Source organism: Streptomyces sp. NBC_01235 (assembly GCF_035989285.1).
In the GTDB taxonomy this organism is placed as follows: Bacteria; Actinomycetota; Actinomycetes; order Streptomycetales; family Streptomycetaceae; genus Streptomyces.
Genome location: NZ_CP108513.1, coordinates 8,913,619 through 8,937,624 on the forward strand (window position 1 = coordinate 8,913,619; position 24,006 = coordinate 8,937,624).

18 protein-coding genes are annotated in these 24,006 nt (G+C 71.0%); 13 read left to right on the plus strand and 5 right to left on the minus strand.

The features are described from left to right. Positions 1–10: 10 nt before the first annotated feature. Positions 11–754, plus strand: a complete 744-nt coding sequence (locus OG289_RS40140) for an amino acid ABC transporter ATP-binding protein (protein WP_327318913.1) — start codon at positions 11–13, stop codon at positions 752–754. 52 nt (positions 755–806) lie between these two features. Here the strand turns inward: OG289_RS40140 and OG289_RS40145 are convergent, their stop codons facing one another. Further along, positions 807–2,375, minus strand: coding sequence for an alpha/beta fold hydrolase (locus OG289_RS40145; protein ID WP_327318914.1), 1,569 nt, complete (start codon positions 2,373–2,375; stop codon positions 807–809). A gap of 129 nt (positions 2,376–2,504) precedes the next feature. Further along, positions 2,505–3,266 (minus strand): hypothetical protein, encoded by a 762-nt coding sequence (locus OG289_RS40150; RefSeq protein WP_327318915.1) that lies wholly within the window; start codon positions 3,264–3,266, stop codon positions 2,505–2,507. A gap of 143 nt (positions 3,267–3,409) precedes the next feature. Between OG289_RS40150 and ggt the strand changes: the two genes are divergently transcribed. Then, positions 3,410–5,221 (plus strand): gamma-glutamyltransferase, encoded by a 1,812-nt coding sequence (gene ggt, locus OG289_RS40155; RefSeq protein ID WP_327318916.1) that lies wholly within the window; start codon positions 3,410–3,412, stop codon positions 5,219–5,221. Between the two features lie 30 nt (positions 5,222–5,251). Here ggt and OG289_RS40160 read toward each other — a convergent pair whose 3' ends face one another. Next, the gene (locus OG289_RS40160; RefSeq protein ID WP_327318917.1) at positions 5,252–7,801 is read right to left on the minus strand and encodes an ATP-dependent Clp protease ATP-binding subunit; all 2,550 of its coding nucleotides are present in this window, start codon (positions 7,799–7,801) and stop codon (positions 5,252–5,254) included. A gap of 212 nt (positions 7,802–8,013) precedes the next feature. After that, positions 8,014–8,784: a type I methionyl aminopeptidase gene (map, locus tag OG289_RS40165; protein ID WP_327318918.1), complete on the minus strand. Its 771-nt coding sequence runs from the start codon at positions 8,782–8,784 to the stop codon at positions 8,014–8,016. A 32-nt stretch (positions 8,785–8,816) separates the two neighbouring features. Between map and OG289_RS40170 the strand changes: the two genes are divergently transcribed. The 9 genes from OG289_RS40170 to OG289_RS40210 all read left to right on the plus strand — a co-directional run bounded on the left by OG289_RS40170 (position 8,817) and on the right by OG289_RS40210 (position 20,081). Beyond that, positions 8,817–9,068 carry a helix-turn-helix domain-containing protein gene (locus tag OG289_RS40170; RefSeq protein ID WP_327318919.1) on the plus strand — a complete coding sequence of 84 codons (252 nt, stop codon included), beginning with the start codon at positions 8,817–8,819 and terminating at the stop codon, positions 9,066–9,068. A 144-nt stretch (positions 9,069–9,212) separates the two neighbouring features. After that, positions 9,213–10,793: a hypothetical protein gene (locus tag OG289_RS40175; protein WP_327318920.1), complete on the plus strand. Its 1,581-nt coding sequence runs from the start codon at positions 9,213–9,215 to the stop codon at positions 10,791–10,793. A 215-nt stretch (positions 10,794–11,008) separates the two neighbouring features. Then, on the plus strand, positions 11,009–11,851 hold the full coding sequence (locus OG289_RS40180) for a nitrilase-related carbon-nitrogen hydrolase (RefSeq protein WP_327318921.1): 843 nt from the start codon (positions 11,009–11,011) through the stop codon (positions 11,849–11,851). Further along, on the plus strand, positions 11,848–13,131 hold the full coding sequence (locus OG289_RS40185) for an aspartate aminotransferase family protein (protein WP_327318922.1): 1,284 nt from the start codon (positions 11,848–11,850) through the stop codon (positions 13,129–13,131). Before OG289_RS40180 ends, OG289_RS40185 begins: the two co-directional genes overlap by 4 nt. A 29-nt stretch (positions 13,132–13,160) precedes the next feature. Beyond that, positions 13,161–14,744 carry a PucR family transcriptional regulator gene (locus tag OG289_RS40190; RefSeq protein WP_327318923.1) on the plus strand — a complete coding sequence of 528 codons (1,584 nt, stop codon included), beginning with the start codon at positions 13,161–13,163 and terminating at the stop codon, positions 14,742–14,744. Positions 14,745–14,923: 179 nt separating this feature from the next. Continuing rightward, complete coding sequence (locus OG289_RS40195) at positions 14,924–15,766, plus strand: nitrilase-related carbon-nitrogen hydrolase (protein ID WP_327318924.1); 843 nt, start codon at positions 14,924–14,926, stop codon at positions 15,764–15,766. A 94-nt stretch (positions 15,767–15,860) separates the two neighbouring features. Then, positions 15,861–17,264: a dihydropyrimidinase gene (gene hydA, locus OG289_RS40200; RefSeq protein ID WP_327318925.1), complete on the plus strand. Its 1,404-nt coding sequence runs from the start codon at positions 15,861–15,863 to the stop codon at positions 17,262–17,264. Between the two features lie 140 nt (positions 17,265–17,404). Beyond that, the gene (locus OG289_RS40205; RefSeq protein WP_327318926.1) at positions 17,405–18,424 is read left to right on the plus strand and encodes a TIGR03842 family LLM class F420-dependent oxidoreductase; all 1,020 of its coding nucleotides are present in this window, start codon (positions 17,405–17,407) and stop codon (positions 18,422–18,424) included. Positions 18,425–18,551: 127 nt separating this feature from the next. Beyond that, positions 18,552–20,081, plus strand: a complete 1,530-nt coding sequence (locus OG289_RS40210) for an NCS1 family nucleobase:cation symporter-1 (RefSeq protein ID WP_327318927.1) — start codon at positions 18,552–18,554, stop codon at positions 20,079–20,081. 63 nt (positions 20,082–20,144) lie between these two features. On the opposite strand, the gene OG289_RS40215 is transcribed toward OG289_RS40210, so the two are convergent. Further along, positions 20,145–20,822, minus strand: coding sequence for a hypothetical protein (locus OG289_RS40215; protein WP_327318928.1), 678 nt, complete (start codon positions 20,820–20,822; stop codon positions 20,145–20,147). 264 nt (positions 20,823–21,086) lie between these two features. Between OG289_RS40215 and OG289_RS40220 the strand changes: the two genes are divergently transcribed. Together OG289_RS40220 and OG289_RS40225 are read left to right on the plus strand one after the other, a co-directional pair. Next, a complete protein-coding gene (locus OG289_RS40220; protein WP_327318929.1) occupies positions 21,087–22,913 on the plus strand; it encodes a gamma-glutamyltransferase family protein in 1,827 nt (608 codons plus the stop codon). Between the two features lie 85 nt (positions 22,914–22,998). Then, on the plus strand, positions 22,999–23,862 hold the full coding sequence (locus tag OG289_RS40225) for an inositol monophosphatase family protein (RefSeq protein WP_327318930.1): 864 nt from the start codon (positions 22,999–23,001) through the stop codon (positions 23,860–23,862). Positions 23,863–24,006: the final 144 nt, after the last annotated feature.

Below are 24,006 nucleotides of genomic sequence, written 5' to 3' on the forward strand. Positions count from 1 at the left end.
AGGGCTGCGAATGGCCGTCGATCCGTTGATCGAGCTGCGTGACGTCAACAAGTACTTCGGGGAGCTGCATGTCCTGCAGGACGTCAACCTCACCGTCGGCAGGGGGGAGGTGGTCGTGGTGATCGGCCCTTCGGGGTCGGGAAAGTCGACGCTGTGCCGCGCGATCAACCGGCTGGAGCCCATCCAGTCCGGCTCGATCACGCTGGACGGACAGCCGCTGCCCGAGGAGGGCAAGGGCCTGGCGAGACTGCGGTCAGAGGTCGGCATGGTCTTTCAGTCCTTCAACCTCTTCGCCCACAAGACGGTCCTGCAGAACATCTCGCTGGGCCAGGTGAAGGTGCGCAAGCGCAACAAGGACGACGCGGACAAGCGCTCCCGTGAACTGCTCGACCGTGTGGGCCTCGCCGACCAGGCCGACAAGTTCCCGGCGCAGCTCTCCGGCGGTCAGCAGCAGCGCGTGGCCATCGCCCGCGCCCTCGCCATGGACCCCAAGGCGCTCCTCTTCGACGAGCCCACCTCCGCCCTCGACCCCGAGATGATCAACGAGGTCCTCGAGGTGATGCGGCAACTGGCCCGCGACGGCATGACCATGGTCGTCGTCACCCACGAGATGGGCTTCGCGCGCTCGGCGGCCAACCGCGTGGTCTTCATGGCTGACGGCCGCATCGTCGAGGACCGCACCCCCGAGGAGTTCTTCACCGACCCGCGCAGCGACCGCGCCAAGGACTTCCTCTCCAAGATCCTCAAGCACTGAACCCCGACCGGCGGCAGCCACCGAGCCCATCCGCCCCGGCAGCGGCCGGAGATCACTGCTCGCGCAGCGGAATCGACACGTACGACGGGTCGTTCACCGGCGAGGAGAAGGTCAGCCGTGCACCGGACGGGTTGTGCTCGATGTAGAGCGGGTCGACCGTGTCGACGACCAGGGCGAGCCGGTGCCCTGCCGGGACGTCGTAGGCCGTGGAGAACAGGTCCAGGTCGAGAGGGAACGGCTTGCCGGGCGTGCGCCCGTGGAAGGTGTACGGCGCGTTGCTGACCAGCTTGCCGAGGCCGAGCGGCCCCACGTCGTACAGGTAGGCGACGAGGGTGCCGCTCTCCTCGGTCGGGGTGACCGTGGTGTGCAACTGCGCTGTTCCACGCACCCGTTGGGCCGTGGCGTACTTCTCCGACTGCCACACGGCCGCCCAGCTGCGGGGGAGCAGGGGGATGGACGCCACCGGGGGGAGCTTCGCCACCTGGTCGAGGATGCTGGACAGGAAGACGATTCCCGCGTCCGCGCCCGAGTCCACGTTGGTGTGCAGGGTGGTCGTGCCCGCAAGCGCGATCTTCTTCCGGGTGGCGGTCACCGACTTCCAGTCCGGATAACCCTCGTAACCGCTGGTGGAACGGGACTTGAGCCGGACCGGCTGTTCCCGGTCGATGCCGTTGTCCTCGCCCTTGAGGTAGTGGTCGAACCAGCGCTCGGTGTCGGTCCACACGTCGTTGGGCAGCCCGAGCAGGCCGGTGATCTCGGGGGTCGCATGGTCGCCGGGGCGGAACTCCAGGCGCTTCGGGACGGTCAGCTTCTCGTAGAAGTCGGCGGTCTGGTTGGGCGGGAAGACCGTGTCGCCCCACGCGCCGGCAAGCATGATCGCCGCGCCGTTCTGGTCGAGCTGGGCCAGGTACGTCGCGGCGGAACGTTTCCGCCCCCACTCGATCATGGCCTGTTCCCGGGACAGGTCGGAGGCGAAGAAGTCCGAGAAGATCTGCTGGGACTCGGCGCTCACCCGGCCGGTGACCGTGCCCACCGTGTCGAGCAGGGCCGCGGCCTGGGAGTGCTGGGTGCGCCCCGAGTAGATCGAGTCGATCAGGTCCGCCCAGCCGCTGAGCGAGGCGACCGCCTTGACGCGCTTGTCGTGCGCGGCGGCGAGCAGGCTGATGCCGGCGCCGTAGGAGACGCCCGCCATGCCGACGTTCTTCGGGTCGCTGGGGGTGTGGGCGAGCGCCCAGTCCACGACCTTGGAGGCGTCGGCCACGTCGGGCGGACCCGCGACCTCGATCTCGCCGCCGGACTGCCAGAAGCCCCGCACGTTGTAACTCAGCACGACGTAACCGGTGTCGGCGAGTTTCCGGGCCTGGGCGAGATACTGGACCTGTGGGAAGCCCCAGGCCGTGGGCAGCACGATCAGCGGGTAGCGGCGCGTGCCGTCGGCGTCCGCGGGGGTGACGACGTTGGCCTTGAGGACGGTCCCGCCGTCCCCGGCGATGTCGACGAAGCGGACGTCGCCGGTCGCCGCCTGCGCGGCGGGAGCCAGCGCGAGGACGCCACCGGCGATCAGGGACGCGGAGACGGCGCCCGCGGCGGTCGTGCGCAGGGCCTTGCGGTGCTGTCCCACGGGTCACTCCTCAATTGCCTCATTGCAAAGTGACCCGACGGTAACCGTGATTCCCCGGCGTGAGTAACCCTCGGTAAGTTACGTGGGAGTAACGATTGTTGTGCTGTGCACCCGCTTGTCGGTGGGGGCTCAGGACGCGCGATGTGACGTGCGCGAAGCCACCTCCTGGGACGGCAGCGGCGCCTGGGCCGCCCGGGTCACGTCGGCGACCAGGTCCACCACATCCGGGCCGTACGCCTGCGAGTTGACCACCTTCAGCAACAGCACGAACGAGTTGTTGCCGTGTTTGCGGGCCAGCCGCTCGTGGTTGCGGGCGAGATACCGGGTGGCGGCCTGGTTGGTGATCGCGCGCTGGCCGCAGAAGAGGAACACCGGCCGTACGTCGCGCCGTTGGCCCGCGGTGAGCCGGGCCAGCAGCACGTACTCCGTGATGCCCGCGTCCAGCCGGTAGCGCTCGGGGCCGATCTGGAACGCGCCCCGGTCCGGCCCCGGTTCGGGGTCGACGTTGACGCGCACGCCCGGCAGCATCGCCGCCATGTGCGCCATCATGCGTCGGTTGGAGGCGGGTCCGCCCACGCAGAACTCGGTGCGCTCGCCGAACCCCTGCTGAGCCGTGTCCTGGGTGACCACCTGAACGTTGGCGCCGCAGTCCTTGATCAGCGCGGAGAGTTCCAGCAGTGCGAAGACGTCGAAGCGGTGCACCGCCGGCTCGGAGGTCGCCGGGTCGCGGTTGACGACCATCAGGCACTCCGAGTTCTCCGGCAGCCCGAAGAACGCCTGCTTGCGCCGGAGTCTGCGCCTCCACAGGTAGGTACGGGCGAGCCAGCCGAGCGCGGCACTGATGCCGGCGGCGACCACCCCCAGGACGATGTTGCGCACGTCGTCGTTCATGGGCGCGCATGGTAGCGGGCGAGCATGACCGGTACGTACCCGTGTTCGAGGTGTGGCAGTCGTATGACAGTGCCCGGAAGGAGGCTGTCGAGGCCCCGGGAATGTGGTTACGCTGCGCGGACGGTCCTGGACTGGAGGTACGGATGCGTCGTCCTGTCGCGCGGAAACTGTCGGTCCTGGCGGTCTCGGCCGCCGTGGTCACGGTGGGGGCGGCAGCGCCACCCGCCGCACAGAGAACGGCTGTCGAGAAGGTCCCGGTCGCCGTCGGCTACGGCGGTGCCGTCGCCAGCGTCGACGCGGACGCCTCCGCGGCCGGTATCGAGGTGCTGAGGAAGGGCGGCAACGCCGTCGACGCGGCCGTCGCCACCGCCGCCGCCCTCGGCGTCACCGAGCCCTACTCCTCCGGCATCGGCGGCGGCGGCTACTTCGTCTACTACGACGCCAAGTCCCGTACGGTGCACACCGTCGACGGCCGTGAGACCGCCCCGCTGACCGCCGACTCCGGTCTCTTCCTGGAGAACGGCAAGCCGCTCGCCTTCGCGGACGCCGTCAGCAGCGGCAGAAGCGTCGGGACGCCCGGCACGCCGGCCACCTGGGCGACGGCGCTGGGCAAGTGGGGCAGCGAGAAGCTCGGCACGGTCCTGAAACCCGCCGAGCGCATCGCCCGCGAGGGCTTCACCGTCGACGACACCTTCCGCACCCAGACCGCCGCCAACGAGACCCGCTTCCGCTACTTCCCGGACACGGCGAAACTGTTCCTGCCCGGCGGCCAACTCCCCGTCGTCGGATCGACGTTCAAGAACCCCGACCTCGCGAAGACCTACGCGGAGCTCGGCAGGAAGGGCGTCGACGCCCTCTACCGGGGCGACCTCGGCGACGACATCGTCGACACCGTCAACAACCCGCCGGTGGACCCGAGTTCGGGATGGAACGCCCGGCCGGGCGACCTGTCGGCCAAGGACCTCGCGGCCTACCGCGCCAAGCTCCAGGCGCCCACGAAGACCTCGTACCGCGGACTGGGCGTCTACTCGATCGCACCCTCGTCCTCGGGTGGCACCACGGTCGGCGAGGCCCTCAACATCCTTGAGAAGACGGACCTTTCGAAGGCGAGCGAGGTCCAGTACCTGCACCACTACATCGAGGCGAGCCGGATCGCGTTCGCCGACCGGGGGCGCTGGGTCGGCGACCCCGCCTTCGAGGACGTCCCGACGAAGCAGCTGCTGTCGCAGAAGTACGCCGACTCGCGCGCGTGCCTCATCAAGGACGACGCGGTCCTCACCAGCCCCGTGGCGCCCGGCGACCCGCGCAACCCGGCCGCCTGCGACACCGGCGGCACGGCGGCGCCGACGACGTACGAGGGCGAGAACACCACGCACCTGACCGTCGCCGACAAGTGGGGCAACGTCGTCGCCTACACGCTCACCATCGAGCAGACCGGCGGCAGCGCCATCACCGTCCCCGGCCGCGGCTTCATCCTCAACAACGAGCTGACGGACTTCTCCTTCGCCCCCGCCAGCCCGGCCGTCCACGACCCGAACCTGCCCGGGCCGGGCAAGCGGCCGCGGTCGTCGATCTCGCCGACGATCGTGCTCGACCGGTACAACAAGCCGGTGGTGGCGCTGGGTTCGCCCGGTGGCGCGACCATCATCACCACCGTGCTGCAGACGCTGACCGAGTTCCTCGACCGCGGCCTGCCGCTCGTCGACGCGATCGCCGCCCCGCGCGCCAGCCAACGCAACGCCGCCCAGACGGAGTTGGAGCCCGCGCTCTACAACGACACCAGCCCTGACGGCCTGCGGGCCCGGCTGGAGGCCCTCGGTCACTCCTTCAAGCTCAACCCCGAGATCGGCGCGGCGACGGGCGTACAGCGGCTGCCGAACGGCAAGTGGCTGGCCGCCGCCGAGACCGTACGGCGCGGCGGCGGCTCGGCACAGGTGGTGTACCCGGCGCCGTAGCGGCCGGAGTTCGGGGGCGGAGCCCGGGGATCAGAGTTCAGCGGTGGGGACGGGCGGCTGCGTACGGAACGCGAGCAGCCCGTCCTCGACCTCCACCCGCACCCGGTCGCCCTCCTTGACCCGCCCGTCGAGCAGCAGCCGCGAGAGCTGGTTGTCGACCTCGCGCTGGATGGTGCGGCGCAGCGGGCGCGCGCCGTACTCGGGCTGGTAGCCGCGCTCGGCGAGCCAGTCGACGGCCGTGTCGCCGAACTCGACCGTGATGCCCCGCGCGTGCACCAGCCGTCGCGTCTTCTCCAGCAACAGGTCGGTGATCTGCCGCAGTTGCTCACCCGTGAGCTGACGGAAGACGACGATCTCGTCGATCCGGTTGAGGAACTCCGGCCGGAAGTGCTCGCGCAGCGGCCGCAGGATCTGCTCGCGCCGCGCTTCCTCGTCGGCGTCCGTGCTTCCCGCCCCGAAGCCGATGCCGGCGCCGCGCCGGGTGATCGCCTCCGAGCCCAGGTTGCTGGTCATCACGATCACCGTGTTGGTGAAGTCGACCGTGCGGCCCTGGGAGTCGGTGAGCCGGCCGTCGTCGAGGACCTGCAGCAGGATGTTGAAGACGTCCGGATGCGCCTTCTCCACCTCGTCGAGCAGGAGCAGCGAGTACGGGTGGCGGCGGACGACCTCCGTCAGCTGCCCGGCCTCCTCGTGGCCGACGTAGCCGGGTGGGGCGCCCACCAGACGGCTGACCGTGTGCCGCTCCTGGTACTCGCTCATGTCGAGCCGGACCATGCGCTCCTCGCTGCCGAACAGCGACTCCGCGAGCGCGCGGGCGAGTTCGGTCTTCCCGACGCCGGTCGGGCCGAGGAAGAGGAAGCTGCCGATCGGCCGGTCCGGGCTCGCGAGTCCGGCACGCGAGCGCAGCACAGCGTCCGCGACGACCCGTACGGCCTCCTCCTGGCCGACGACCCGCTCGTGCAGATGCTCCTCCAGGGCCAGCAGGCGGTCCTTCTCCTCCTGGGTGAGGCTGGCGACCGGGATGCCGGTCTGCCGGGACACCACCTCGGCGACGGCCTCCGCGGTGACCTCCAGATCCCGGCCCTCGTCGGCCGCGTCCTCGCCGCTGGCGTCCGCGATGCGCTGCTTCAACTCGACGATACGGTCCCGCAGTTGGGTGGCCTGCTCGTACTGTTCGTCCGCCGCCGCCTGGTCCTTGTCGCGGGCGAGCTGCTCGACCTCGCGCTCCATGGCCCGTACGTCCGTGTCCTTCGTGCGGGCGCCGAGGCGCACCCGGGCGCCGGCCTGGTCGATCAGGTCGATCGCCTTGTCGGGCAGACGGCGGTCGGTGAGATAGCGGTCCGACAGCCCCACGGCCGCGACGAGCGCCTCGTCGGTGTAGCGGACCTGGTGGTGGGCCTCGTAGCGGTCGCGCAGCCCGCGCAGGATCTCCAGCGCGTCCTCGACGGACGGCTCCGGGACGAGGATCGGCTGGAAACGGCGGGCCAGCGCCGCGTCCTTCTCGATCCGCCGGTACTCCTCCAGCGTCGTCGCGCCCACGATGTGCAGCTCACCGCGGGCCAGGGCCGGCTTGAGGATGTTCCCGGCGTCCATCGCCCCGCCCTCGCCGCCCCCGCCCGCGCCGACGACCGTGTGCAGCTCGTCGATGAAGACGATCAGCTGGTCGGAGTGCGCGCGGATCTCGTCGACGATGTTGTTCAGCCGTTCCTCGAAGTCGCCGCGGTAGCGGGTGCCCGCGACCACGCCCGTCAGGTCCAGGGCGACCACGCGCCGCGTGGCGAGGGTGTCCGGTACGTCGCCCTCCGCGATCCGCTGGGCCAGCCCCTCCACGATGGCGGTCTTGCCGACGCCCGCGTCACCGATCAGCACCGGGTTGTTCTTGCCGCGCCGCGAGAGCACCTCGATGGTCTGTTCGATCTCGTCGTCCCGGCCGATCACCGGGTCGATCCCGCCCTGGCGGGCCAGTTCGGTGAGATCACGGCCGTACTTGTCGAGGGTGGGCGTGCCGGTGGGTCGCTGCCGTTCCGCGGTACGGGTCGCCTGGGCGTTGTCCGGGGGGTCGGGCGGTAGGCCGGCGGCGGCGAAGCGGGCCGCGTTGAGGATGTGCCCGGCCGCCGAGTCCGGGTTCGAGGCGAGGGCGCTGAGCACGTGCTCCGGGCCGATGTGCCCCGCGCCCCGGGAACGGGCCAGGTCGTGGGCGTCCAGCAGGGCGCGCTTGGCGGCCGGGGTCAGGGACAGCGAGGTCGGCGGCGGCACCTCGCCCGGCGGGTGCTGGGTCGGACCCGAGCGCTCGTCGATCTCCGTCGCGAGGGAGTCGGGGTCGGCGCCGGCCCGACTGAGCAGACTGCGGGTCGGTTCCGAGCTGAGGGCCGCGCGCAGGAGGTGCTCGGTGTCCAGGTCGCGGCTGCCGTGCTCGGCCGCGTACTGGGCCGCGTCACGGACCAGGTCTCGGGCCTGCTGGCTGAGGAGCTGGCCTATGTTGATCTGGCGAGGGCCGGGGCGGGGCCCGCCGAAGAAGCGGGCCAGGAATTCACCGAAGGGGTCGCCGTAGCCCTCCGGGCTGGTGAAGCCGCTGGTCATGGCGTTCCGTTCGATCGACTGGCGAGGTGCGGGTGCCCTCGCCTTGGCCGGTTACACCCACCTTCGCACGATCGTTCACCGTAGGCATGCGCAGGAACGCCCACCGCCCGGGTGCTGGAACATGTCGCGGGGCTGCGGGGCGTGCGGGGCTGGTCGCGCCCACGCGGCCGAGCCGCGGATCGACACAGCCCCGCGCCCCTGAGGGAGTTGTCCTACCGTCGCTCGGTGAGGACCCGGGGGCCCGCCTCCGTGATCGCCACCGTGTGTTCCGCGTGCGCTGCCCTCGAGCCGTCGTTCGTTCGGAGGGTCCAGCCGTCGGGGGCCGCGTGGTACTCGTCCTTGCCACCGGCGATCAGCATCGGTTCGATCGCGATGACCATGCCGTGACGCAGGGGGAGGCCGCGATGAGGGCGGCCCTCGTTGGGGATCGCGGGGTCCTCGTGCATGTGGCGGCCCACGCCGTGGCCGCCGAAGCCGTCCGGGATGCCGTAACCCGCCGCACGGCACACCGTGCCGATCGCGTGCGCGATGTCGCCGACGCGGTTGCCGACGACCGCCGCCTCGATGCCCGCCGAGAGGGCGCGCTCGGCGGCCTCGATCAGTCGGACGTCCGCCGGGCGCGCCGTGCCTACGGTGAAGCTGATGGCGGAGTCGCCGACCCAGCCGTTCAGCTCGGCGCCGAAGTCGACGGAGAGCAGGTCGCCGTCGCGCAGCCGGTAGCGGGTGGGGATGCCGTGCACGATCGCGTCGTTCACGGAGGCGCAGATCACCGCCGGGAAGGGCGTCGGAGCGAAGGACGGGCGGTAGCCGAGGAACGGTGACGTCGCACCCGCCCCGCGCAGCACCTCATGGGCCAGCTCGTCCAGCTCCAGCAGGGAGACGCCCACGTCGGCGGCCTCGCGCACGGCTGTCAGAGCCTGTGCGACGACCTGTCCCGCCTCGTACATGGCGTCGATCGATGTATCCGTCTTCAGTTCCACCATGCCAATTACTATACCGGTATTAGAATGGCGGCATGGTGCGTACCCCCCTCACCCCGGAAGAGCGCGAACGCGGCGAGCGGCTCGGGCGGTTGCTGCGCGAGGCGCGCGGCGGCCGGAGCATGACCCAGATCGCGGCGAGCGCCGGCATCTCCGCCGAGACCCTCCGCAAGATCGAGACCGGCCGTGCTCCCACCCCGGCGTTCTTCACCGTCGCCGCGCTCGCCCGGGTGCTCGGCCTGTCGATGGACGAGCTGGCGGGGCTGTGCGCCCTCGCCCCGGCGTGACCCCCGGGGCCTGCCGCCGGGCATGGGTCAAGATCGCGTCAACAGCGCCGTCGGGCCCGCTTTGAAAACTTGCCGTAGCCCAGCTGTAACACGGCTGGTGTTTTCTACGAACCGGAGTGTTCCGGTCTGGGCGGGAGTCGAGCGATGGCTGTGGATCAACTCCCGGGCCGGGTGCGGGAGTTCGCGAGCTACCTGAACGGACTGCTGTCGCGCCTCGACCAGGGCGTCGGCTGGTGTGCGGTGTTCTGGCAGCGCGACCCCGACGGCATGCAGGCCTGCCTCGACGGCCGAGAGGTGCCGCCCTGGGACGTGGTGGAGGCGGTGCTCCAGGACCTCGCCGCCGAATACGGCACCCAGGTCGCCGAGCGGCAGGCGGAACAGCTCCGGCCCTTGCACGCCGGCGCGCTCGCCGCCCACGACGCCCGGCCCGGCGGCCGCGACGCCCTCGTGGACCGGCTCGACGTCATGCTCCGCGAACAGCGCTACGCCGCCGAACGGCTGGCAGACCTGGGCCGCGGACTCGCCTCCGCGGCCACCCAGGAGCAGGCCGACGCCATCCGCCTCGACCTCGCCTGGGCCCACGACGACCAGGAACGGGCCACCGCACGGTGCGCCGAACTCCGTTACCGGATGGCGGAGCTGGACCGGCTCCCGACGGCCGGCACGACCCCCGGGCAGACGGCCGGGCGTGCCGCCGCCGAGCCGGCTCGCGACGCGCGGACGGGGTATCGCGGTGCCGAGCCTGCGGCGGGCCCGACCACCGACGCTCACGATGCGCGGACGGGGTATCGCGCACCCGAGTCTGCGGCGGGTTCGACGGTCGATGCTTACGACGCGCGGACGGGGTTTCGCGCACCCGAGCCTGGGGCGGGCCCCACCGCCGACGCATACGATGCCGAGGTCGCGACGGCCGCCGAGCCCGCTCCTCGGCCGGTCCCCGCCGAGGACACCCTCGCCCCCGCTCCCGCCCCGACCCCCGTGCCCAAGCAGCGCAAGCGTCGTCGCGGCAGTGCCCGCTTCGCCGGCCTGGCCGAGGAGGAGGACGACGGCGCCGCCGTCGTCGTACCGCCCGCCGCCGGTCCGGTGGCGCCCGCGCCCGCCGCGAGCGCGCGCCGCACCCCGCGCGGCGCCCGCTTCGCCGGGGCCGCCGAGAGGGTCGAGCGGTCGTCCGAGCCGCAGCGCGAGCCGTTGGACGCGACGGCCCGGCGGGAGACCGTCGAGGCGGTGGAGCGGCTGGTGCGGCTGCGCGGCGACGGCCGCAGCGGAGAGGCGCACGCCCTGCTCGTCGAACTCGCGTACTGGCCGGCCGCCCGCATCCCGCTGCTCGCGGCCGAACTGCAGCGCGCCGGGCTCACCGCCGACTGGACCACCCTGCTCTGGGAGGCCGCCTCCCTGCCCGCCGACCGGCTCGTCGCGGCGGCCGACGCCCTGGTCGCCGTGGGACGCACGGCCGACGGCGAACAGATCCTGCGGCAGGGTGTCGCCCGGCCGGCCGCCGAGATCGGACAGTCCGTCCTCGGCCTGGTCGCGGAGGGACGGCGGCGCGAGGCCCGCGCGCTGCTCGACGCCTACGTCCGCGTCCGCACCCCCGAGGAGGCCGCCCGCAGCGTCGCCCCGGACCCGCAGGCCCTCGTCCCGCTCCTGCTGGAGGCGGCCCGGACGGTCTCGGAGGAATGCAGCTGGGATCTCGTGCACGCCCTGCGGGTCGCGGGCTTCACCGCCTGACCCGCGCCCCGGCAACTCCCTGGCCCAATTTTCCGATCACGTTTCCGGCGTACGCCGTGCGCACCGGGAATCACCCACCGGAGTGTGAAACGCGATCGACTTCGCCGGTTAACGGCGATGGTCTTGGCAAGCCTGTCCCGGAGGCTTACGTTCATCCCTCTACGACCATCGTCTACGGGCGTAGAGGCTCTGAGGTCCCGTCGAAGGAGCAGCTCATGGCCAACGTCGTCCGTGCCGCACTGGTCCAGGCCACCTGGACCGGCGACACCGAGTCCATGGTGGCGAAACACGAGGAGCACGCACGCGAGGCGGCCCGCCGGGGCGCGAAGATCATCGGGTTCCAGGAGGTCTTCAACGCTCCCTACTTCTGTCAGGTCCAGGAGCCGGAGCACTACCGCTGGGCCGAGCCGGTCCCCGACGGGCCGACCGTGCGTCGTATGCGGGAGCTCGCGCGCGAGACGGGCATGGTGGTCGTCGTGCCGGTCTTCGAGGTCGAGCAGTCCGGTTTCTACTACAACACCGCCGCCGTGATCGATGCCGACGGCTCCTATCTCGGCAAGTACCGCAAGCACCACATCCCGCAGGTGAAGGGTTTCTGGGAGAAGTACTACTTCAAGCCCGGCAACCTCGGCTGGCCCGTCTTCGACACGGCCGTCGGCAAGGTCGGCGTCTACATCTGCTACGACCGTCACTTCCCGGAGGGGTGGCGACAACTCGGCCTGAACGGCGCCCAGTTGGTCTACAACCCGTCCGCCACCCACCGCGGCCTCTCGGCCCACCTCTGGCAGCTGGAGCAGCCCGCGGCCGCGGTCGCCAACGAGTACTTCGTCGCCGCGATCAACCGGGTCGGCGTCGAGGAGTACGGCGACAACGACTTCTACGGGACCTCGTACTTCGTCGACCCGCGCGGACAGTTCGTGGGCGAGGTGGCGAGCGACAAGGACGAGGAACTCCTGATCCGCGACCTCGACTTCGACCTCGTCGAGGAGGTCCGGCAGCAGTGGGCCTTCTACCGCGACCGCCGTCCCGACGCCTACGAAGGGCTGGTGCGGCCGTGAGCGACCTGTACGCCCGACACCGGGGCGTCCTGCCGGACTGGCTCGCCCTCTACTACGAGGACCCGCTGGAGATCACCCACGGTGAGGGCCGCCATGTCTGGGACGCCGAGGGAAACAAGTACCTCGACTTCTTCGGCGGCATCCTCACCACGATGACCGCGCACGCGCTGCCCGAGGTGACGAAGGCGGTGAGCGAGCAGGCCGGGCGGATCGTCCATTCGTCCACGCTCTATCTCAACCGGCCCATGGTCGACCTCGCCGAGCGCATCGCCCACGTCAGCGGCATCCCCGACGCGCGGGTCTTCTTCACCACCTCGGGCACCGAGGCCAACGACACGGCACTGCTGCTCGCCACCACCCACCGGCGCAGCAACACCGTCCTCGCGATGCGCAACAGTTACCACGGCCGTTCCTTCAGCGCGGTCGGCATCACCGGCAACCGCGGCTGGTCCCCGACCTCGCTGTCCCCGCTGCAGACGCTGTACGTGCACGGCGGGGTGCGGGGTCGTGGTCCCTTCGCCGACCTCGGTGACGCCGAGTTCATCGACGCCTGTGTCGAGGACCTGAAGGACCTGCTCGGGCACACCCGCCCGCCCGCCGCCCTGATCGCCGAGCCCATCCAGGGCGTCGGCGGGTTCACGTCCCCGCCGGACGGACTGTATGCGGCATTCCGTGAAGTACTGGACGCATACGGGATCCTGTGGATCGCCGACGAGGTACAGACCGGCTGGGGACGCACGGGCGAACACTTCTGGGGCTGGCAGGCGCACGCGCAGAACGGTCCGCCGGACATCGTCACCTTCGCCAAGGGCATCGGCAACGGCATGTCCATCGGCGGTGTCATCGCCCGCTCCGAGATCATGAACTGCCTGGACGCCAACAGCATCTCCACGTTCGGCGGCACCCAGGTCACCATGGCGGCCGGCCTCGCCAACCTCGGCTATCTGCTGGAACACGACCTCCAGGGCAACGCCCGGCGGGTCGGCGGTCTGCTCATCGAGCGGCTGCGGGCCGTCGCCGCCCAGGACCCCGGCGTACGGGAGGTCCGCGGGCGCGGGCTGATGATCGGCGTCGAACTGACCAGGCCCGGCACCGACCTGGCCGACCCGGACCGGGCCTCCGCAGTGCTGGAGGCGGCCCGCGCCGACGGGCTGCTGATCGGCAAGGGCGGAGGGCACAACACCAGCGCCCTGCGCATCGCCCCGCCGCTGTCCCTGACCGTGGCGGAGGCCGAGGAGGGCGCCGCCGTCCTCGAAAGCGCGCTGAGGAGCACGCAGTAGCGCCGGCCTGAGCAAGGGAACGCATCGCCATGACCATCACCTTGGAGCCCTGGGGCCCCGTAGAGCCGCTGGAACCCGCCCTGTCGGTCCGTCAGGTCCTGGCGCTGGAACGGGTGTTGGCCGGGGAGCCCGAGGTGGTGGCCGGCGCGGGCCAGCTCGACCGGCCGGTGCGCTGGGTGCACGTAGCCGAGGCCGCCGACGTCGGCGTGATGCTCAGCGGCGGCGAGATGGTCCTCACCACCGGTGTGCTGCTCGCCGGCGACGAGAGCGCGCAGACCGAGTACATCCAGTCCCTGCACCGGGCGGAAGCCGCGGCCGTGGTGCTGGGCCTCGGCCGCGCCTTCCCCACCCCGCCGGACGTGATGCGACGAGCCGCCGAACGGTGCGGGCTTCCGATGGTCGTGCTCCACCGGCCGTTTCCCTTCGCGGAGTTGACGGAGGAGGTCCAGTCCCGGCTGGTCCGGCGGAAATTCGCCGCCGTCAGCCTGTCGGAGGCCGTACGGACCGCCCTCACGGGACTGATCACCGCGGGCGCCCCGCTGCAACTGCTGCTCGACGAGATCGCCCAGCACGCCGGCTGTCCCGTCGTCGTCACCAACCTCGCCCACCGGGTGCTGGCGACGGCGGGCGAGCGGTCGGCGGTCGACGACGTGCTGCGGGACTGGGAGCGCATCGCCCGGCAGGCCGGCGGCAGCGAGGGCGACGGCTGGATCCGCGCGGAGCTCGGCGGGCGCGGCGAGCGGTGGGGGCAGATCATGCTCTGCGGTCACCGCGGCGACACCGCGGGCGGGCGGCTGCTCGCCGACCGGGCCGCCGAGGCCCTCGTCCTGCACCGCATGCTCGGCGGCACCTCCGCCCACACCTGGGAGGAGCAGTCCGCGCAGAGCCTGCTGACCGACCTGATCTCCGGCGTCGTACCGGCCCGGCAACTGCTGCCCCGGGCCCGGGCGGCCGGACTCCCCGTCAACCGGCGCACCTTCGTCCCGCTGGTCGTGCGGGGCGGCGACCCGGCTCAACTCGACCGGATGCTGAGGCTGTTGGGGATGCCCGGACTCGTCGCCGAACTCGCGGACGGGGCGACGGCGGTGCTGCTGAGCCTCGCCCGGGACCAGGACGCCGACGCACTCGCCGCGCACTTCGCCGCCCGGCTGCGGACGGAGTCGGATCAGGCCGGTACGGTCGTCGCGGCGGCCGACCCGCGCATCGTCTGGGACGATGTGCCCGCCGGGCTGCGCGAGGCCCAGCACGTCGCGGACGCCGTGGCCGACTCCTCGGCCGCGCTCGACCTCCCGGCCGTCGTCCGCCTCAAGGACGTCCATCTGCGCGGCCTGGTCCGGCTGCTGCGGGACGATCCTCATGTGCAGTCCTTCGCGGAGCGGGAGCTGGACGGGCTGCTGTGCGCGGCCGGGGACGACCTGCTCGCCGTGCTGCGGACCTACCTGGCCACCGGCCGCAACAAGTCCCGCACCGCCCAGCTCCATCACGTCTCCCGGCCCGCACTGTACCGCCGGCTGGAGGCGATAGAGGGCCGGCTGGGCGTGGATCTCGACGACTTCGAACAGGCCGCATCGGTGCACATCGCGCTCCTCGCGCACGACGCGCAACGGGGCTGACCGCGCGCCGGGCAACAACCTCGAAACATGCAACGACCAGGGAAAACGGTGGTGAAACATGGGCCCGGGAAGACGTGACACGGTGGCACGCCGGACGCCCGCAGGCGTGACACCGTGCAACTCAAAGCGGGCTCGGCGGCTTCCTAGGCTCCTCGTACACCGAGCGACCGGAGGTCCCGATGAGCAGAGTGATCCGTGCCGCCGTCTTCCAGACGGCCTGGACCGGCGACAAGGAATCGATGATCCAGGTACACGAGCAGGCGGTGCGCGACGCGGCCGCGCAGGGTGCTCAGGTCCTGTGTTTCCAGGAGCTGTTCTACGGACCGTACTTCTGCCAGGTCCAGGACCCGCAGTTCTACGAGTACGCCGAGCAGATCCCCGACGGCCCGATCGTCAAGCGTTTCCAGGCGCTGGCCAGGGAACACGGCATCGTCCTGGTGCTGCCGATGTACGAGGAGGAGCAGCCGGGCGTCCTCTACAACACCGCCGCCGTGATCGACGCGGACGGTTCGTACCTCGGCAAGTACCGCAAGCACCACATCCCGCAGGTCAACGGTTTCTGGGAGAAGTTCTACTTCCGCCCGGGGAACGTGGGCTGGCCGGTCTTCGAGACGGCGGTCGGCAAGATCGGCGTCTACATCTGCTACGACCGCCACTTCCCGGAAGGCTGGCGCGCGCTGGGGCTGGAGGGCGCCGAGATCGTCTTCAACCCGTCGGCGACCTCACGTGGCCTGTCCGCGTACCTGTGGCAGCTGGAGCAGCCGGCGGCGGCCGTCGCCAACGAGTACTTCGTAGGCGCGATCAACCGGGTCGGCGTCGAGGAACTCGGCGACAACGACTTCTACGGGACCTCGTACTTCGTGGACCCGGAGGCCCAGTTCGTCGGCGAGGTGGCGAGCGACAAGGAGACCGAACTCGTCGTCCGCGACCTCGACATGGCCAAGCTGCGCGAGGTCCGCGACCGCTGGCAGTTCTACCGGGACCGCCGTCCCGACGCATACCCCCCGCTCACCGCTCCGTAGCCGGCCGCGGCCGCCGCCGGTCCGGTGCACGGGGGCCGGACCGGCGGTACCGACCGACCCGCACACCAGTGTTGAGCACGGCAGGAGAGGGAGTATGAGCAGCCGAACCGTCATCCGGGGTGGCCTCGTCATCACCGCGTCCGACGAGATCCACGCCGACGTCCTGATCGAGGACGGCCGTATCGCCGCACTCGCCGCCTCCGGCACCCCGGCCGCCGAGGCCTGGACCGCCGAGCGGGTTGTCGACGCCACCGGGAAGTACGTGATCCCGGGTGGGGTCGACGCCCACACCCACATGGAGCTGCCGTTCGGCGGCACCTCCGCCTCCGACACCTTCGAAACCGGAACCCGGGCGGCCGCCTGGGGCGGTACGACGACCATCGTCGACTTCGCCGTGCAGAGCGTCGGGCACGGCCTGCGCGAGGGCCTGGACGCCTGGCACGCGAAGGCGGAGGGCAACTGCGCGATCGACTACGCCTTCCACATGATCGTCTCCGACGTGAACCAGGACACGCTCAAGGAGATGGACCTGCTGGTGGAGGAGGGCGTCACGTCCTTCAAGCAGTTCATGGCCTACCCCGGCGTCTTCTACAGCGACGACGGCCAGATCCTGCGCGCCATGCAGCGCTCCGCCGAGAACGGCGGACTGATCATGATGCACGCGGAAAACGGTATCGCCATCGACGTCCTGGTCGAGCAGGCGCTGGCGCGCGGCGAGACGGATCCGAGGTATCACGGCGAGGTCCGCAAGGCACTGCTGGAGGCCGAGGCCACCCACCGCGCCATCAAGCTCGCGCAGGTCGCGGGCGCTCCGCTGTACGTGGTGCACGTATCGGCGATGGAAGCGGTCGCGGAACTCGCCAGGGCACGCGACGAGGGGCTGAACGTCTTCGGCGAGACCTGCCCGCAGTACCTGTTCCTGTCGACGGACAATCTTGCCGAGCCCGACTTCGAGGGCTCGAAGTACGTGTGCAGCACCCCGCTGCGGCCGAAGGAGCACCAGGCCAAGCTGTGGCAGGGCCTCAGGACCAACGACCTCCAGGTCGTCTCCACCGATCACTGCCCCTTCTGCTTCGTGGGCCAGAAGGAGCTCGGCCGGGGCGACTTCTCGAAGATCCCCAACGGTCTGCCGGGCGTCGAGAACCGCATGGACCTGCTCCACCAGGCCGTCGTCGACGGCCACATCAGCCGCCGCCGCTGGATCGAGATCGCCTGCGCCACCCCGGCCCGGATGTTCGGCATGTACCCGAAGAAGGGCACCATCGCCCCGGGTGCCGACGCCGATGTCGTCATCTACGACCCGCACGCCGAGCAGACCGTCTCCGCCGAGACCCACCACATGAACGTCGACTACTCCGCGTACGAGGGCAAGCGCCTCACCGGCCGCGTCGAGACGGTCCTGTCGCGGGGCGAACTCGTCATCGACCAGCGGAAGTTTGCGGGGCGTGCCGGCCACGGCCTGTACACGCCCCGCTCAACTTGCCAGTACCTCCAATGAGGTGCCGCCGCAGCAACTGGGAGCAGCACACGTGACTCCGCCCCCTCGATGAGGGAGCTTCCAATCCGAAGATTGCGGTCCAGCCCGAACCGGCCCTTTACGGGGCGAAAGAACGCTACCAGACCAGTGCAAGGAGACCGATGGACTTCGGACTTGTCCTCCAGACCGACCCCCCTGCCTCCCGCGTCGTCAGCCTGATGAAGCGTGCCGAGCGCAACGGCTTCAGCTACGGCTGGACCTTCGACTCCGCCGTGCTCTGGCAGGAACCGTTCGTGATCTACAGTCAGATCCTGGCGAACACCAGCAGGTTGACGGTCGGCCCGATGGTGACGAACCCCGGCACCCGCACCTGGGAGGTCACCGCCTCCACCTTCGCCACCCTCAACGACATGTTCGGCAACCGCACGGTGTGCGGCATCGGCCGCGGCGACTCCGCGATGCGCGTCGCCGGCCGCGCCCCGAACACCCTCGCCCGGATCAGCGAGGCCATGAAGGTCATCCGTGCGCTCGGCTCCGGCCAGGAGGCCGACCTCGGCGGTACGGTCGTCAGGTTCCCCTGGATCAAGGAGGACGCCCGACTCCCGGTCTGGATGGCCGCGTACGGCCCCAAGGCGCTGAAGATGACCGGCGAGGAGGCCGACGGCTTCATCCTCCAGCTGGCCGACCTGTACCTGACCGAGTACATGGTGAAGGCAGTCAAGGACGCGGCCGTCGCCGCCGGCCGTGACCCGTCCGAGGTGAAGATCTGCGTCGCCGCCCCGGCCTACGTCACCGAGGACGACTCGCCCGAGGCGCTCGCCCACGCCCGCAACCAGTGCCGGTGGTTCGGCGGGATGGTCGGCAACCACGTCGCCGACCTGGTGTCCAAGTACGGCGAGCACTCCTCCCAGGTCCCCGAGGAACTCACCGACTACATCAAGGCACGCCAGGGGTACGACTACTCGCACCACGGACGCAGCGACAACCCCGACACCGAGTTCGTGCCCGACGAGATCGTCGACCGGTTCTGCCTCATCGGACCCGTCGAGAAGCACATCGAGAAGCTGAACGCCCTGCGCGAGCTGGGCGTCGACCAGTTCGCGGTCTACGACATGCACGACGCGCAGGAGAAGGTCATCGACGCGTACGGCACGACGGTGATCCCGGCCATGAACGGCTGACTGACCCCTCCCCAGGATCGACTCCCCATCCCCCCACTCCAGTTCTCCCCTCCCCGCCGCCTGGGGGGAGGGGGCCGGAGACCCGCACGGCCTTTCCGGATCCGCCCCTCGTTTGATTGGCCTGCCCATGACCGACACCGCTCCCACGGCCATACCGCCGACCTCTCAAGTCACCCTCGCCGACGGCCGGGTGGAGATCGCCCCTGGTTCGCCGCTGCCCAGCGGCCCCTACGCCAACGAGGACCTGCTCCCGGTCCCGGTGGAGAAGCGCACCTGGACCACGTACAACTTCTCCGCGCTGTGGGTCGGCATGGCCCACAACACGGCGTCGTGGACGCTCGCTTCCGGTCTGATCGCCGTCGGCATGGACTGGAAACAGGCGGTGCTCACCATCGCGCTGGCCAACCTCATCGTGCTGGTCCCGATGCTGCTCACCGGGCACGCGGGACCCAAGTACGGCATCCCCTTCCCGGTCTTCGCCCGCGCCTCCTTCGGCATCCGCGGCGCCAACCTCCCCGCGGTCGTGCGGGCGTTGGTGGCGTGCGGCTGGTTCGGCATCCAGACCTGGATCGGCGGCGAGGCGATCTACTTCCTCGCCGGGAAACTGATCGGCAACGGCTGGAGCGACGCCGGGAAGATCGGCGGCTACGCCTGGACCATGTGGCTGTCGTTCGCGGTCTTCTGGGCCATCCAGGTCGCGATCATCTACCGGGGCATGGAGACGATCCGCCGCTTCGAGAACTGGGCGGCGCCCTTCGTCCTCGTCGGCGCGCTGGTGATGCTGATCTGGATGAGCAACAAGGCAGGCGGTTTCGGCCCGTTGCTCGACCAGCCCTCCAAGCTCGGCTGGGGCGGCGGCTTCTGGAAACTGTTCTGGCCGTCCCTGATGGGCATGATCGGTTTCTGGTCGACGCTGTCGCTGAACATCCCCGACTTCACGCGGTACGGGAAGTCGCAGAAGGCGCAGACGTGGGGCCAGGCCCTCGGTCTTCCCACGACCATGACCCTCTTCGCGCTGCTGTCGGTGATGGTCACCTCCGGTTCGCAGGCCGTGTACGGCGAGACGATCTGGGACCCGGTACAGCTCGCCGCGAAGACGGACAACGTCTTCGGGTTGCTGTTCGCGCTGGTGACGGTGCTGGTGGCGACCCTGTCCGTGAACATCGCGGCCAACCTGGTCTCGCCGGCCTTCGACTTCTCCAACATCGCGCCGCGGAAGATCAGTTTCCGTACCGGAGCCCTCGCCACCTGCGTCCTCGGCGTGCTGATCTTCCCGTGGAAGCTGTACTCCGACCCGCAGGGCTACATCTTCACCTGGCTCGGTCTGGTCGGCGGTCTGCTGGGTACGGTCGCCGGCATCCTCATCGCCGACTACTGGATCCTGCGCCGCGGCAAGCTCGACCTGACCGACCTGTACCGCACGGGCGGCCGCTACTGGTACGACGGCGGCTGGAACTGGCGGGCCGTGGTGGCCTTCGCCGTCGGCGGTGTCCTGGCGGTGGGCGGCGCCAGCTTCAAGCCCCTCTTCGACGGGCGGCCCGTCCCGGCACTGGAATCCCTCGCCGACTACGGCTGGGCGGTCGGGCTCGGCACCTCGATGGTGCTGTACCTGGCGCTGATGCTGCCGCTCGGACGGCAGGAGGAAAACGCCGCCTGAGCGTGGTGGAAGGGGACGGCCGGAGGAGCAGCTGAGCTCCTCCGGCCGTTTCGCGTTCGCGGGTCAGCTCTTCGTGCCGCTCCGGCCGTTCTGCAGGGCCGCCACGGCTTCCTTCGCGGCCTTGATCGCGCCCTTGTTGATCTCGTCGGTGCCGGGCGCCTTCTTCGACTCGAAGTCGCTGCCGTTGTAGTTGACGACCACCAGCGCGTTGGACACCCGGGCGATGACGACGCCCTCCCGGGTCTGCTGCTTGTCCTCCGTCGTGAGGTTCACCACGGAGTAGGCCTCGTTCCCGAGCCCCGGGACCGCCCCGCCGCCGCTCTTCTCCCCGATGCGGTCCTTGTACGAACTCTGTGCCGCCCCGTCCGAATCGGTGATCTCGAACGAGATGTCGAGCCACCGGTAGTCGTACCCCTTGAGCGCGTTCCAGGAGCAGGTGCGGCGCAGGTCGGCGTCCGTCGACGGGATCTCCTTGCCCGCGGTCTTGGCGCCCGGCACGAGCGCGGTGACCGTCTTCGCGGCCACGCTGGTGCAGGGGGCGGGCGCGGCGGCGTACGTCTTGGACACGGCTGTGGAGGAGGGGCTCGACGCCTTCTCGGACTGGGTCTTCTGTGTGTCCTTGGCCGCGGTGTCCTGTGTTTCGGTGAGCGGGCCGGACGTGAGCGCCCAGCCCGCGCAGGCCAGCACGGCCACCGGGGACAGGCGCGCGGTGAGGGCGAGCGGCAGTGGGAGAGAGCGCACGGCGCACTTTCGTGGGGGATGGTGCGGACGACGGTCCGCGATGCGGACGGGGGACGCCAGTGTCACACGACTCCCTGTGGGGAGGAAGCGAAAACTCGCTCCGTGGCGGTGCGGTGACGAAGGGGCCCGGCCCTACTGGGACATCACGGTGCTTCATGGGGCATAGGGGCGGGACGGGCGCACGGGGTCGAGTGATCGCCACCCGGCGCGGTGGGGGCGTGCGTACGATCGCGAGACCGGCCGTCGTGAGTTGAGGAGCCCTGCGTGTTCACCACCCGACCCACCCTCCAGGGCACGTTCGGCATGGTGTCCTCCACGCACTGGCTGGCCTCCCAGTCGGCGATGGCCGTCCTGGAGGACGGTGGCAACGCCTACGACGCCGCGGTGGCCGGCGCCTTCGTCCTGCACGTCGTCGAACCGCACCTCAACGGTCCCGCCGGTGAGGTGCCCATCCTGCTCGCCCCGGCGGACGGCGAGGTGCGGGTGCTGTGCGGGCAGGGGGTGGCGCCGGCGGGCGCGACGGTCGCGCACTACCGGGGGCTGGGCCTGGAGCTCGTACCCGGCACCGGACCGCTCGCCGCCGCCGTGCCCGGCGCGTTCGACGCCTGGATGCTCCTGCTGCGCGACCACGGCACCAAGTCCCTTGCCGACGTGCTGAAGTACGCCATCGGGTACGCCGAGCACGGGCACGCGCCCGTGGAGAACGTCGGCGCGACCGTGGCGACCGTACGGGAACTGTTCGAGACGGAATGGACCTCCTCGGCGGAGGTGTACCTGCCGGGCGGGAAGCCGCCGCGGACCGGCGAGCTGCTGCGCAACCCCGCCCTCGCGGCCACCTGGAAGCGACTGCTCGCCGAGACCGCCGGGGCGGGCGATAGGGAGGCGCGGATCGAGGCCGCGCGGGAGGTGTGGCGGACCGGGTTCGTCGCCGAGGCGCTGGTCCGGCAGGCCTCCCGGCCCACCCTGGACACCAGCGGCGAGCGCCACACCGGCACGCTCGCGGACGCCGACCTCGCCGGCTGGTCCGCGACCTACGAGGCGCCGGCGACCTACGAGTGGAACGGCTGGACGGTGTGCAAGGCCGGCCCCTGGAGCCAGGGCCCGGCCTTCCTCCAGCAGCTCGCCCTGCTTCCGCCCGAGCTGCCCGCGTACGGCTCCGCCGACTACGTCCATCTGCTGATCGAGGGCTGCAAGCTCGCCATGGCCGACCGCGAGGCCTGGTACGGCGACGCGGCCGAGGTCCCGCTCGGCGAGCTGCTCGACGCCGGCTACAACGCGGACCGGCGAGGGCTGATCGGCGACAAGGCGTCGTACGAGCTGCGGCCCGGCAGCCCCGGTGGGCGCACTCCGCGGCTGAGCGCGCACGCGTACGTGGTCGCGAGCGACGACCCCGTTTTCAACCCGATGGGCGCGGGTGAGCCGACGGTCGCCAAGGGACCGGCCTCGCCGGTGCCCGGGGAGCCGGAGGTGACCGGAGACGGGCTCACCCGGGGCGACACCTGTCATCTCGACGTCGTCGACCGCTGGGGCAACATGGTCGCGGCCACGCCCAGCGGCGGCTGGCTGCAGTCCAACCCGGTCGTGCCCGAGCTGGGCTTCCCGCTCGGCAGCCGGTTGCAGATGACCTGGCTGGAGGAGGACCTGCCGAACTCGCTGACGCCCGGCCGCCGCCCGCGCACCACCCTCACCCCCTCGATCGCGCTGCGCGACGGAGTGCCGGTGCTGGCGTTCGGCACACCCGGGGGCGACCAGCAGGACCAGTGGCAGCTGCACTTCTTCCTGGCCGTCGCCCTGCGCGCGCGGGTGCGCGGCGGCCTCGACCTCCAAGGTGCGATCGACGCCCCGAACTGGCACAACGACGCCTTCCCCGGTTCCTTCTACCCGCGCGGCATGCGGCCGGGCAGCGTCACCATGGAGTCCCGCACCCCGGCGGAGGTGGTGGAGGAGCTGCGGCGGCGCGGCCATGACGTCACCGTCGGCGACCCGTGGTCCGAGGGGCGGCTGTGCGCGGTGGCCCGCGACCCGGCGACCGGGATCCTCTCGGCGGCCGCGAACCCGCGCGGGATGCAGGGGTACGCGGTGGGCCGCTGACCGCACGCCCGGTTCTTCATCCCGATTCCATCCGGTGTGCACCGGCGGGGTGGGGATTGTCAGTGGGGCGTGCTCTCATGGAGGCATGATCGAAGACACGGAAACCATCGACGAGTTTCTCGCCCGCCACTCGGCCGACGTGGAGGAGGCGGTCCGCAAGGCCGCCGCGGCCGAGATCATGCCCCGCTTCCGCCAGCTCGCCGCGCACGAGGTCGACCAGAAGAACGGCCCGCACGACCTGGTGACGGACGCCGACCGCAATGCCGAACTGTTCCTCACGGAGGTCCTCGGCGCCCTCCTGCCCGGCTCGGTGGTCGTGGGCGAGGAGGCGGTGCACGCCAACCCGGCGACGTACGAGGCGATACAGGGCGACGCGCCGGTCTGGATCGTCGACCCCGTCGACGGGACACGGCAGTTCGTGCACGGTGACGACGGCTTCTGCACCCTGGTCGCCCTCGCCCGCCACGGCGTCCTGCACGCCTCCTGGACGTTCGCTCCGGCCCGCGGCCAGCTGGCCACGGCCGTCCGCGGCGGCGGTGCCTTCCTGGACGGCGAGCGCCTGTTCGCCGGCCCGCCCGAACCCGGCCGCGATCTGGCGGTGGCCACCTCCCACCCCGACTACACGACCGACGAGCAGAAGCGCGCCCTGCTGGCGCTGTGGACGGACGGGGTCGCACCGCGCGCGTGCGGATCGGCCGGACTGGAGTATCTGGCCATCGCCCGGGGCGAGCTGGACGCGACGGCCTTCTCCTGGGAGGCGGCCTGGGACCACGCGGCCGGACTGCTGCTGGTCGAGGAGGCGGGCGGCGCCCACCTCACCCTCACCGGCGAGCCGTTCCGCATCACGGGCGGCAACTCCCTGCCGTTCACGGCGGCCAGGGACACGGCGACGGCCCGCCGGGTGGCGGAACTGCTCTCGGGCGCGGAGTTGCTGACGTGGCCTCGGTGACGTGACGCGATGAAGTGGCGCGGTGACGCGGCACGGCGGTGGGACGACTCCTGAGCACGGTGGGGCGGCTCCTGTCGCGCGGCCCCCGCGACACGGTGGGCGGCTCCGGTGAAATGACGGGGCCGGCACCGGCAAGTGGTGGGG

Bases quoted from the DNA above. Each gene is read 5' to 3' on its own strand.
- OG289_RS40160 (WP_327318917.1), bottom strand. From the start codon at position 7,801: ATGACCAGCGGCTTCACCAGCCCGGAGGGCTACGGCGACCCCTTCGGT.
- ggt (WP_327318916.1), top strand. From the start codon at position 3,410: ATGCGTCGTCCTGTCGCGCGGAAACTGTCGGTCCTGGCGGTCTCGGCC.
- OG289_RS40190 (WP_327318923.1), top strand. From the start codon at position 13,161: ATGACCATCACCTTGGAGCCCTGGGGCCCCGTAGAGCCGCTGGAACCC.
- OG289_RS40180 (WP_327318921.1), top strand. From the start codon at position 11,009: ATGGCCAACGTCGTCCGTGCCGCACTGGTCCAGGCCACCTGGACCGGC.
- OG289_RS40225 (WP_327318930.1), top strand. From the start codon at position 22,999: ATGATCGAAGACACGGAAACCATCGACGAGTTTCTCGCCCGCCACTCG.
- OG289_RS40210 (WP_327318927.1), top strand. From the start codon at position 18,552: ATGACCGACACCGCTCCCACGGCCATACCGCCGACCTCTCAAGTCACC.
- OG289_RS40175 (WP_327318920.1), top strand. From the start codon at position 9,213: ATGGCTGTGGATCAACTCCCGGGCCGGGTGCGGGAGTTCGCGAGCTAC.
- OG289_RS40170 (WP_327318919.1), top strand. From the start codon at position 8,817: ATGGTGCGTACCCCCCTCACCCCGGAAGAGCGCGAACGCGGCGAGCGG.
- hydA (WP_327318925.1), top strand. From the start codon at position 15,861: ATGAGCAGCCGAACCGTCATCCGGGGTGGCCTCGTCATCACCGCGTCC.
- map (WP_327318918.1), bottom strand. From the start codon at position 8,784: ATGGTGGAACTGAAGACGGATACATCGATCGACGCCATGTACGAGGCG.
- OG289_RS40195 (WP_327318924.1), top strand. From the start codon at position 14,924: ATGAGCAGAGTGATCCGTGCCGCCGTCTTCCAGACGGCCTGGACCGGC.
- OG289_RS40150 (WP_327318915.1), bottom strand. From the start codon at position 3,266: ATGAACGACGACGTGCGCAACATCGTCCTGGGGGTGGTCGCCGCCGGC.
- OG289_RS40205 (WP_327318926.1), top strand. From the start codon at position 17,405: ATGGACTTCGGACTTGTCCTCCAGACCGACCCCCCTGCCTCCCGCGTC.
- OG289_RS40140 (WP_327318913.1), top strand. From the start codon at position 11: ATGGCCGTCGATCCGTTGATCGAGCTGCGTGACGTCAACAAGTACTTC.